Raw genomic sequence first — 11,184 nt, forward strand, 5'->3', positions numbered from 1 at the left:
TGTTATTCCGTCCCCTTCCAACGTGCATGAATGTGTTCGTACGCTGCTCGCGGATCCGTTGCCCCCGTAATTGCTCGCCCGACTACGATATGTGTCGAACCTGCTAGACGCGCTTCTTCAGGTGTTGCAATCCGTTTCTGATCATGTGCTCCGCCATCTGCAAGGCGTATACCAGGTGTCACTTTGAAGAAGGGTTTTCCGCAAACATCTGCGATCGCAGTTGCTTCATGGACAGAACAAACGACACCATCAAGACCCGCTTCTTTCGTCAGCTTAGCATAATGAAGGACAGATTCTTGTAGCCCAACACCGATCAACTGCTCTTCACGAACTTGACGCTCGTCTGTAGACGTCAGTTGTGTAACACCGATGAGTGACGGCCGTGATAATCCGGTTGGTGTCCCTTTATCCAATCCTTCAAGAGCCGCCTCCATCATTGTCTTTCCTCCAGCTGCATGAACATTCACAAGGTCAACACCGAATCCCGCAAGCACTTCCATCGCAGATTTCACTGTGTTTGGAATATCATGCAATTTCAAATCTAGGAATACATCATAACCTTGTTCTTTTAACCGAGCCACAATCGCGGGCCCTGCTTTATAATAAAGTTGCATGCCCACTTTGACATTGACGTCTCCATCAAAAGCACGCAGGAAGTCGAATGTCTTTTCAGCCGAATCAAAATCGAGTGCTATAATCGGGGATGTTTTCATAGACGATGACTCCTCCCTATCAGTTCAGAAATATGATGAATGCCAAGCTCGTCCAACTTAGCTGGCAATTGTTCAATGATTTGCGGACAAATAAATGGATTGACGAAGTTCGCTGTTCCTACCGCGACAGCACTTGCACCCGCAGATATAAAGTCGATAATGTCAGCCGTTTCTGTCACGCCACCCATTCCAATAATCGGAATATTGACCGCTTTACTTACTTCATAGACCATCCGAATCGCAACTGGTTTAACAGCAGGACCAGACAAGCCGCCTGTCCCATTTGCAATAACGGGTCGGCCGGTTTTCTGATCAAGACGCATACCAATCAGTGTGTTTATCATCGTTATGCCATCTGCTCCGCCTGCTTCAACCGCCTGTGCAATTGCCACGATGTCAGTGACATTTGGAGATAGTTTGACATACACCGGAACTGAAGACACTTCTTTTACCGCTCTCGTCAGCTCTTTGGCGATTTCAGGATCTGTTCCAAAAGTAATGCCTCCCGCTTTGACGTTCGGACAAGAAATATTCAGCTCAAGTGCTTTAACATTTGGTGCTTGAGATACGGCTTTCGCCACTTCCACGTAGTCAGCTGTTTCAGTACCAGCAACGTTTGCAATGATTGGCACATCAAACTGTTCAAGCCAAGGCAACTCGCCTTCCAATACGCCTTTTAGACCCGGATTTTGCAGGCCAATTGCATTTAGCATACCGGATGCCGTTTCTGCAACACGCGGTGTCGGATTGCCGAGCCTCGTTTCAAGTGTTGTCGCTTTGATCATAATTGCGCCAAGCAGTGACAAATCATACAGTTGGCCATATTCTTTACCAAATCCGAAACAACCGGACGCAGGCATAATTGGGTTTTTTAATGATAAACCTGGTAATTCAATCGATAGTCTATTCATATTGCCACCACCCCTGCTGGGAATACTGGACCATCTGAGCATACTTTAATATAGGCTTTTTCCGATCCTTCCGTTGTTTGACAAACACATGCGAAACAAGCGCCAATACCGCAGCCCATCCGTTGTTCGAATGACAGAAAGCCTTTTTTCCCTGCGTACATTTTTTCAATCGCTTCAAGCATAGGCATTGGACCGCAGCTGTAATACGCTGCAAAGTCATTGCCAAGTTCCGCCATGACAGTAGTCACGAAACCTGCCGTTCCCCGCGAGCCGTCAACAGTTACGATATGTGTTTCACCGAGTTTACTGAACTCTTCTTCGTAAAACACGACATCCTTTGATTGGAATCCTAAGACATGCGTGCATTTCACGCCCTTCGCCGTCAATTGCTTCGACAGCTCATACAATGGTGGTACACCGATTCCTCCGCCAATTAAAATGGCCGTTTCTCCAGTTGCCGTTTCTTCAACAGGAAAACCATTCCCTAGCGGACCAAGTACATCAACTTCATCGCCCGCACGTTTCTGTGAAAGGATGGTAGTCCCCCGACCTTCCGCGCGATAAATAATGGTCATTTCGCCAGCCTCTTGATCAATCGAAGCGATTGAAATTGGACGTCTTAATAGTGGTTCAAACGAGTCTGACACACGAATATGGACAAACTGGCCTGGGGAAGTAATTTCCCCGACCAATTTACCGTTTAACTTCATTTCGAAAATATTATGGGCAATTTGCTGTTGTGAAGTAACCGTCATTCGATCTTGGATGATCATATAGTTTCCTCCACTTTCCCCATTTCCTCAGTTTGGAATGTCATTGATTCGATAACGCGTAGCATTGCATCTGCCGTATCAAGGGAAGTGAAGCAAGGAATGCCATTTTCAACTGATTCGCGGCGGATTCTAAAGCCGTCACGTTCAGGTTGTTTTCCTTTTGTCAGTGTATTGATAACAATTTGTGCTTCCCCTTTTTGAATAACATCCAGAAGCGTTGGCCCTTCAGAACCAATTTTACCGATTGTCTTCACGCGGATACCTGCGTCCTCTAGAACAGAAGCCGTGCCTCCAGTCGCTAAAATGCGGTAACCAATAGCTGTAAAGCGTTTAGCGATGCTGACCATCTCTTCTTTATCTTTGTCAGAAACAGTCATTATCACAGAACCGTATTCTTTTATTTCCATACCCGCTGCAACAAGGCCTTTATACAATGCTTTTTCGAGCGTAGTATCTTTCCCCATTACTTCTCCTGTCGATTTCATTTCAGGTCCAAGCGTTATATCTACTCGACGCAATTTCGCAAATGAGAAGACTGGTACTTTAACGTAGACGCCTGATGGAGCCTGAGCAAGTCCATTTTTATACCCTTGTTCGATAATTGATTGACCTAGAATGGCTTTTGTCGCTATGTTTGCCATCGGAATGTTCGTGATTTTACTTAAGAATGGTACCGTACGACTTGATCGTGGATTTACTTCGATGACGTAGACTTGCCCTTCTGAAATGACGAACTGGATATTGAGAAGACCTACAATTCCAAGTCCTTTTGCAAGGCGTGTCGTATAATCAGCGATTGTTTCCATCTGAGAAGCCGATAAATTTTGTGGAGGGAACACGGCAATCGAGTCACCCGAGTGAACGCCTGCACGTTCAATATGTTCCATAATGCCTGGGATCAATACATTTTCTCCATCGCATATGCCATCGACTTCGATTTCAGTTCCTGTCAGGTAGCGATCGACAAGTATAGGATGATCTGGGCTTGCTTCAACTGCGTGCTCCATGTAATAAAGAAGTTCTTCTTCATGGTAGACAATTTCCATCGCACGTCCACCAAGTACATAAGAAGGTCTAACGAGTACAGGATAACCGATTTCATTGGCAATCGCGACAGCTTCTGGTACTGAAACAGCTGTTTTTCCTAAAGGCTGAGGAATTCCGATTTCACGCAATGCACTTTCAAACTTATTACGGTTTTCCGCACGGTCAATATCTTCTAGAGATGTTCCTAAAATTTTCACGCCGCGCGCTTCGAGGCCAGCCGCTAGGTTGATGGCTGTTTGTCCACCGAATTGAACGATAACGCCTTCAGGCTGTTCTAGGTCAACAATGTGCATAACATCTTCGATTGTCAGAGGTTCAAAGTATAATTTGTCCGAAATCGAGAAGTCTGTTGACACCGTTTCAGGGTTGTTGTTGATGATGATCGCTTCGTAACCAGCTTCTTGAATTGCCCATACAGAGTGGACCGTCGCATAGTCGAACTCGACGCCCTGTCCGATACGAATCGGGCCAGAACCTAGAACGATAACACTTTTCTTCTCTGTTTTAATGGATTCATTTTCATCTTCATACGTGCCGTAAAAGTACGGTGTATCCGATTCAAATTCGCCTGCACATGTATCCACCTTTTTATAGACTGGAATAAGGCCATGCTCTTTTCGCCAATCGTAAATCACACGCTCATCTGTACTCCATAGTTCTGCAACTGTTACGTCAGAGAAGCCCATACGTTTTGCAGTGCGCAACGTTTCATAGTCAAACGGATTCGCTTTTAAGACTAGTTCAAACTGAACGATTTTCTGGAACTTGCGTAAGAAAAAGGCGTCGATTTGACTCCATTCGTGAATCGTCTCAACTGTCGCGCCTCTACGGAATGCTTCGCCGATGAAGAACAAACGCTCATCGCCTGCACGACGGATACGTTTTTCAATCCATTCGTCTGTCATTGTCGAACCATTTTTCAACGATAAGCCAAATTGTCCTGTTTCAAGTGAGCGAACTGCTTTCAAAATGGACTCTTCAAATGTACGACCGATTGCCATTACTTCGCCTGTCGCTTTCATTTGTGTACCCAAGTTCCGTTTAGCAGATTCGAATTTATCAAATGGCCAGCGCGGGATTTTCGTCACGATGTAATCGAGTGTCGGTTCGAAACAAGCATATGTTGTACCTGTGACCGGGTTCATCATTTCATCAAGCGTGAGTCCGACCGCTATTTTTGCAGCGATTTTTGCAATTGGATATCCCGTCGCTTTCGACGCAAGTGCAGATGACCGACTCACACGTGGATTCACTTCAATGATGTAATAGTTAAAGCTGTATGGATCGAGCGCAAGTTGGACATTACATCCGCCTTCGATTTTCAGTGCACGAACAATTTTCAATGACACATTCCTCAGCATCTGATTTTCTCGGTCTGTCATCGTTTGACATGGGGCCGCGACGATTGAATCACCTGTATGGATTCCAACAGCATCAACGTTTTCCATATTACAAACTATAATTGCGTTGTCCGCTGAATCTCGTATCACTTCATATTCAATTTCCTTGTAGCCAGCAATCGACTTTTCTAACAGACATTGTGTGACGGGGCTGTATTTCAAGCCACCTGTGACGATTTCATCAAGGTCTTTATCGTTATAGCAAATTCCTCCGCCAGTTCCACCCATTGTAAATGCAGGACGAACGATAACTGGGTAACCGATTCTTTCGACAAGTGTATAGGCCTCTTCAAGGTTGTGGATAATATCGCTATCTGGAACAGGTTCACCTAGTTCATTCATCAGCGTGCGAAATAGGTCACGGTCTTCCGCTTGGTGAATTGCATTGAGCTTTGTTCCAAGAATTTCAACGCCAAGTTCATCCAAAATACCTGATTCGTGCAGTTCAATCGCCATGTTCAGACCCGTTTGACCACCCAGTGTAGGAAGGAGTGCATCCGGGCGCTCTTTTCGGATAATGCGGCTAATAAACTCGAGTGTAAGTGGTTCAATGTATACTTTGTCTGCAATTTCCGTATCCGTCATAATGGTTGCTGGGTTGGAGTTAATGAGAATGACGCGATAGCCTTCTTCTCTCAACGAAAGACACGCTTGTGTTCCGGCATAGTCGAACTCTGCCGCCTGGCCAATGACAATCGGGCCTGACCCGATAACTAATATAGTTTCAATATCTGTACGTTTAGGCATTGAAATTCCCCTCTCGGCTGCTTGTTTTCATTATATCCATGAATCGGTCAAACAGATGTTTCGAATCTTCTGGTCCTGGTGATGCTTCCGGATGAAACTGTACAGAAAAAGCTTCGTATTTCGTGCTTTTCACACCTTCAACTGAGCCGTCATTAAGTGCTTTGTGTGTCACTTCAAGATTTGTACCTGCAAGTGATTCTTCATCTACTGAGTAGCCATGGCATTGTGAAGTTAATTCCGTCCTACCTGTAGCCAAATCTTTTACGGGATGATTGCCACCCATATGACTATTTTTCAATTTCACTGTGCGTGCTCCACAAGCAAGGGCAAACAGCTGATGGCCAAGCCCTATCCCGAACATTGGGGCTTTTCCTAGCAACTCTTTAATCACTTCAACTGTACCTTCAACATCCATCGGATTGCCCGGTCCATTTGACAACACAATGCCATCTGGTGATAAAGAAAGAATTTCTTTCGTTGTTGTATTATATGGAACGACGATAACGTCACAATCTCTCTCATTTAATTCACGTAAAATACCATGTTTCATACCATAGTCGATAAGGATGATTCGCTCTCCGCGACCTGGACTTGGATAAGGTTTTTGTGTCGAAACGCGTGCAACAAGATCTGTCGGTAAGACGTAAGAAGCGACATGCGCAACCGTTTCTTGCACGTTTACTTCTTCTCCTGCAGCAGTCAAAATCCCTTTTAGTGCCCCTTTGTCGCGTAGCAACCGTGTTAGTTTACGTGTATCGATTCCTTGAATTCCAGGAATGCCCTTCATCGTCAACAGTTCGCAAAGCGTCATGCCGCTTCGGAAGTTCGATGGCTCGTCCGCTAGTTCACGAACGACTAAGCCGCTTGCTGCTGGTTCAATTGATTCGTAATCGTCTCGGTTAATGCCATAGTTACCGATAAGCGGGTAGGTCATCACAATGATTTGTCCAGCTCCCGAAGGATTGGAAATGGTTTCCTGATAGCCCGTCATCCCAGTTGTGAATACTGTTTCACCGATTGAAGCCTCGTCGGAACCAAAAGCGATTCCTTCAAAAATTGTGCCGTCTTCTAAAATAAGCATTCTTTTTTTCATCATTGTCCATCCTCCCAAACTACTTTTCCACCGAAAATCGTTTTAACTGGCCATCCTGTGCATGTCAAACCGTCAAATGGTGTGTTCTTACCTTTAGATACAAATGTTGTGCGATCTATTTTTGCTTCTTTGTTCAAATCAAGTAATACTAAATCCGCAGTGGCTCCAACTTCAATTTTACCGTATGGTAAGCCGAATACATCCGCTGGTTTTTTCGTCATCCAATCGATGAGTTGCTGCAATGTCCATGTTCCTTTTTTAACAAAGTTCGTATAAAGAAGCGGGAATGCTGTTTCAAAACCAGTAATGCCGAATGGTGCTTTTGCAAAACCGACTGCCTTCTCTTCCGCAGTATGCGGTGCGTGATCTGTTGCTATGAAATCCAGTGTGCCGTCGAGCAATCCTTCGCGTAGTGCTGCGAGATCTTCTGTTCCGCGAAGTGGCGGATTCATTTTCCAATCGGCATCATCGCCTGGAATATCATCTTCCGACAGTAGAAGATGATGCGGACTTACTTCAGCAGTCACATGGACCCCCGCTTTCTTCGCGTCACGAATCACCCGAACCGACTCTTTCGTGCTGACGTGGCAAACATGATAATGAGCGCCTGCCGCTTCAGCTAATAAAATATCCCGAGCGATATGGACCGATTCTGCTATAGAAGGAATTCCTGGAAGTCCCAGTTCCTTATTACGTTTGCCTTCATGCATAGCACCACCGTAGATAAGCGTATTATCTTCACAGTGTGCTACAATCGGCATACCGATTTTAGCTGCTTCCTGCATTGCTTCATACATCATTCCAGCCTGTTGTATACCAACACCATCATCCGTAAATGCGAAAGCTCCGTGTTCTTTTAGTTCTGCGAGATTCGTCCGTTCTTTACCGGCTTCCCGAATTGTAATAGATGCGTATGGAAGGACACGGATTAAGGACTTCTGTGCGATTAAGTCATTGACAAATGTCAGATTTTCTTTTGTATCCGGTACAGGCCGTGTATTTGGCATTGCACAGATAGTTGTGTAACCGCCTTTTGCTGCTGCCAATGTTCCGCTTTCGATTGTCTCTTTATGCTCTCCGCCCGGTTCACGAAGATGCACGTGGACATCTATGAAGCCCGGTGCTAGTAAAAGTCCTTTGCCGTCGATTACTTCAGCGTGTTCTACTGGTAACTGCTTACCGATTTCCGTAATTTTATCACCCGTTACTTTTACATCTGCTGTGACAAGTTCCCCATCACCGTTTAGCATCTGAACCCCTTGAATTAGTTTCTGCATGTCAATTCCTCCCTTTCAATACTGTTTCTAATACGGCCATCCGTATGTATACACCATTTTCCATTTGTTTGAAAATCCGTGATTTCGGACATTCGATTAAGGTATCTGCTATTTCCACACCTCGGTTAAATGGTCCGGGATGCATGATGATTGCATTTTCTTTCATTAGCTGCTCGCGGGCTTCTGTCAGGCCGTATCTTTCATGATAACTTTCACCAGCAAAAGTTATTTCTGCCTCGTGTCTTTCATGTTGAACCCGTAGCAGCATAACCACATCACTGTTTTTAATCACTTCATCCCACGAATCCACACTGTTGAATTCGCCTGCCCATTCAGCCGGGCAAAGGAATGTCACGTTTGCGCCAAGCTTCGTCAGAGCATCGGCATTGGACCGTGCAACTCGGCTATGTGTGATATCCCCTGTAATCAGTACGTTCAATCCTTGAAATGAACCAAACTCTTCTTTAATTGTGAATAAATCCAGCAGTGATTGAGTCGGATGCTGACCTGAACCGTCTCCTCCATTAATGATAGAAACTGACGTTCTACCAATCAACTGCTCATAGTAACCATCTTCGGGATGACGGATAACAAGTGCATCGACACCTATTGCTTCGAGCGTTTTGACTGTGTCATAAAGCGTTTCTCCTTTTAATGTACTAGAGAAGCTGGATTCGAATGGCAATACATCAAGTCCGAGTTTCCGTTGTGCCATTTCAAAACTCATTTTTGTTCGTGTGCTCGGTTCAAAAAATAAGTTACTGACACTATATTTCCCGGGCAATTCTCGGACTCCACGTTTTTTGAATGTATCAGCACGATCAAGGATTGCCATAATTTCTTCTTCAGTCAGGTGTTTCATCGAAACAAGATGCTGCATCTGGTTTGTCCTCCTTTTATTGAAAAGCTTAATGGCCTGGGTGCTGAAGCCTAGACATATTGAAAAACGAGCCTTCCCGATAAACGGAAAGGCTCGTTAGGTATGACAATCCAAACCCTACACTTATTGTGCAGAATGGGTGTCAAACGAACCTTTCCCTGACTCTCGGAACAGTGTTAAAAGGTTTTCTATTCTTTTTCGTCAACTAGACTTTCATTTGTTCTCCCCGGCAGGACCAAGTTGAGTATCACACCGATAATTGCCGCTAGGGCCATTCCTTCAATTTGGAAAGTATCACTAAATTCGATGCTCGCCCCCCCGATTCCAATGACTAGAATGACTGAGGCGATGACAAGATTACGCTGGCTGCCAAAATCAATTTTGTGATCCACGAGCATGCGCAAACCAGATGAAGCAATAATTCCGAACAAGAGAATTGAAACCCCGCCGAGCACTGCCGTCGGAATCGTCGCAATCAATGCCATCACTTTTCCTAAGAAGGAGAAGGCTATGGCGAAAACAGCAGCTCCTAAAATGACATAGACACTGTAAACTCGAGTAAGCGCAAGAACACCGATATTTTCACCGTATGTCGTTTTAGGTGGACCTCCTACAAGACCACTTATGAGTGTTCCAAGTCCATCACCTAGTAATGAGCGGTTCAATCCTGGATTTTTTATGTAATCTCTTCCAACGATTCGTCCAAGGACAAGTTGATGGCCGATATGCTCCGATATTGTGACAATTGCTATTGGCACCATAAGAAAGAGCAGTGTAGGTGTAATGACGAAATCATAATCCACACCTGGAATTAACATTTCCGGAAATTCAAACCACTTTGCTTCCGTAACTTTTGTAAAATCTAAGATCCCGATGAAAGCCGAGTAAATGTAACCGACGATGATGCCGATTAGGATTGGCATTAAGCTAATGATTCCCTTGAAAAACATGAGGCAGATGATAGCAGCTGCTAGCGTAACAAGTGCAGCCGAGAAATGAAGCAGGTTATATACCTTTTCATCTCCAACTTGGATGGTACTTGCCATGCTGATTGCAGTTGGTGAAAGTGCCAGTCCAATTACGATGATGACAGGCGCTACAACAATCGGTGGCAAAACTTTCATGATCCAATTGTAGCCCGTTTTCCAAATGAGCAATGAAATAATTCCGTAGACAAGTGCCACAAACATGCTTCCTATCATCGCACTGCCAATTCCACCCGTTTGAGTTGCGACTTGTATCGGGATAATGAAGGCGAAAGATGAGCCTAAGTACGCCGGCACTTGGAATCGTGTAACAAGGATAAAGACGATTGTTGCAATACCACTTGTCAGAAGGGCGATTGCCGGACTTAATCCGACGAGCTGAGGTACTAATATTGTTGCTCCAAACATGGCAAACATATGTTGTAAACTAAGGATAATCCACCTAGCTGGTGCCGGTTTTTCATGCACATCTAACACTTTTTCATCCATTGCCAATACCCCCGTGCGGATTACTTTATTTTGTATTCATATTATGTTGAGATAAAGAATCCCCTTATAAGGCACCTTCGCTACTATTTAGAATGAATCGACACGCTATCTTTGCCATCTGTTTCTTCTACACTCACGACGACTCGCTCATCACTTGAAGTTGGGATGTTTTTACCGACGAAGTCTGGTCGTATTGGCAATTCACGGTGACCACGGTCAACAAGTACTGCTAGTTGGATTGATGCTGGTCTTCCAAGGTCCATAACTGCATCCATCGCTGCCCGAACTGTTCTACCTGTATAGAGAACGTCGTCTACCAAAATTACTTTCATATCTGTCACGTCATGCTTGATGTCTACCTGCTGAACAAGCGGTTCATTGTTACTATGTTTCAACGTGAGGTCATCCCTATATAGTGTGATATCAAGTTCACCGGCTTTAATCGGTTTTCCTTCGATAAGTTCAATCTTTTCAGCAAGTCTTTTCGCTAAGAAAGCACCGCGTGTTTTGATGCCGACAAGAATACAAGCGTCAATTCCTTTGTTGCGTTCAATTATTTCGTGTGCAATTCGGGTAACCGCCCTGCCAATTGCCTGTTCATCTAGAATATTTGCTTTTTCCGTCATTTCAACATCCTCCATTTCCTTGTTTACTTCTGTCTTTCGGTCAAATGCCTTCCAGGAGCCGATTGGCTTGGATATTCTCCTATATGAAAAGCGTAAGGCGCCGTCAAGTGAACACAGCCTAAGTTCGCCACATCGTGTGGCAACGTCTGCGTGACCTACATCCTGTAGGCCCGCGACAGGCATAAGACGGATCGGCGAAGCGGCGTTCTTTGCCGTGTAGCTGGTCTGACTTATGACCCGAG

Annotated in this window: 9 protein-coding genes; all 9 read right to left on the reverse strand. The window is 44.8% G+C overall.

Annotated elements, in window-relative coordinates; all coding sequences use genetic code 11:
- Positions 1–2: 2 nt before the first annotated feature.
- The gene (gene pyrF / locus ACGLYD_RS12830; RefSeq protein WP_399628285.1) at positions 3–713 is read right to left on the reverse strand and encodes an orotidine-5'-phosphate decarboxylase; all 711 of its coding nucleotides are present in this window, start codon (positions 711–713) and stop codon (positions 3–5) included.
- On the reverse strand, positions 710–1,624 hold the full coding sequence (locus ACGLYD_RS12835) for a dihydroorotate dehydrogenase (protein WP_067211409.1): 915 nt from the start codon (positions 1,622–1,624) through the stop codon (positions 710–712). The genes pyrF and ACGLYD_RS12835 overlap by 4 nt, the downstream gene beginning before the upstream one ends.
- Positions 1,621–2,397: a dihydroorotate dehydrogenase electron transfer subunit gene (locus tag ACGLYD_RS12840; protein WP_338655806.1), complete on the reverse strand. Its 777-nt coding sequence runs from the start codon at positions 2,395–2,397 to the stop codon at positions 1,621–1,623. Before ACGLYD_RS12840 ends, ACGLYD_RS12835 begins: the two co-directional genes overlap by 4 nt.
- Entirely contained in the window at positions 2,394–5,591 is a 3,198-nt protein-coding gene (gene carB, locus ACGLYD_RS12845) for a carbamoyl-phosphate synthase large subunit (RefSeq protein ID WP_067211414.1), read from the reverse strand. The genes ACGLYD_RS12840 and carB overlap by 4 nt, the downstream gene beginning before the upstream one ends.
- Entirely contained in the window at positions 5,584–6,684 is a 1,101-nt protein-coding gene (locus ACGLYD_RS12850; protein ID WP_067214020.1) for a carbamoyl phosphate synthase small subunit, read from the reverse strand. The genes carB and ACGLYD_RS12850 overlap by 8 nt, the downstream gene beginning before the upstream one ends.
- Positions 6,684–7,961, reverse strand: a complete 1,278-nt coding sequence (locus ACGLYD_RS12855) for a dihydroorotase (RefSeq protein WP_342538780.1) — start codon at positions 7,959–7,961, stop codon at positions 6,684–6,686. The genes ACGLYD_RS12850 and ACGLYD_RS12855 overlap by 1 nt, the downstream gene beginning before the upstream one ends.
- 1 nt (position 7,962) lies before the next feature.
- Positions 7,963–8,841, reverse strand: coding sequence for an aspartate carbamoyltransferase catalytic subunit (locus ACGLYD_RS12860; protein ID WP_342538781.1), 879 nt, complete (start codon positions 8,839–8,841; stop codon positions 7,963–7,965).
- Positions 8,842–9,029: 188 nt separating this feature from the next.
- A complete protein-coding gene (locus ACGLYD_RS12865) occupies positions 9,030–10,316 on the reverse strand; it encodes a uracil-xanthine permease family protein (RefSeq protein ID WP_399628290.1) in 1,287 nt (428 codons plus the stop codon).
- A gap of 83 nt (positions 10,317–10,399) precedes the next feature.
- On the reverse strand, positions 10,400–10,942 hold the full coding sequence (gene pyrR, locus ACGLYD_RS12870; protein ID WP_067211431.1) for a bifunctional pyr operon transcriptional regulator/uracil phosphoribosyltransferase PyrR: 543 nt from the start codon (positions 10,940–10,942) through the stop codon (positions 10,400–10,402).
- Positions 10,943–11,184 lie beyond the last annotated feature (242 nt).

This window comes from Sporosarcina sp. SG10008 (assembly GCF_044569405.1).
Lineage (GTDB): Bacteria > Bacillota > Bacilli > Bacillales_A > Planococcaceae > Sporosarcina > Sporosarcina psychrophila.

Coding starts and splice junctions, on each gene's coding strand:
- ACGLYD_RS12835 (WP_067211409.1), bottom strand. CDS start 1,624: ATGAATAGACTATCGATTGAATTACCAGGTTTATCATTAAAAAACCCA.
- ACGLYD_RS12850 (WP_067214020.1), bottom strand. CDS start 6,684: ATGAAAAAAAGAATGCTTATTTTAGAAGACGGCACAATTTTTGAAGGA.
- ACGLYD_RS12860 (WP_342538781.1), bottom strand. CDS start 8,841: ATGCAGCATCTTGTTTCGATGAAACACCTGACTGAAGAAGAAATTATG.
- ACGLYD_RS12855 (WP_342538780.1), bottom strand. CDS start 7,961: ATGCAGAAACTAATTCAAGGGGTTCAGATGCTAAACGGTGATGGGGAA.
- ACGLYD_RS12840 (WP_338655806.1), bottom strand. CDS start 2,397: ATGATCATCCAAGATCGAATGACGGTTACTTCACAACAGCAAATTGCC.
- carB (WP_067211414.1), bottom strand. CDS start 5,591: ATGCCTAAACGTACAGATATTGAAACTATATTAGTTATCGGGTCAGGC.
- pyrF (WP_399628285.1), bottom strand. CDS start 713: ATGAAAACATCCCCGATTATAGCACTCGATTTTGATTCGGCTGAAAAG.
- ACGLYD_RS12865 (WP_399628290.1), bottom strand. CDS start 10,316: ATGGATGAAAAAGTGTTAGATGTGCATGAAAAACCGGCACCAGCTAGG.
- pyrR (WP_067211431.1), bottom strand. CDS start 10,942: ATGACGGAAAAAGCAAATATTCTAGATGAACAGGCAATTGGCAGGGCG.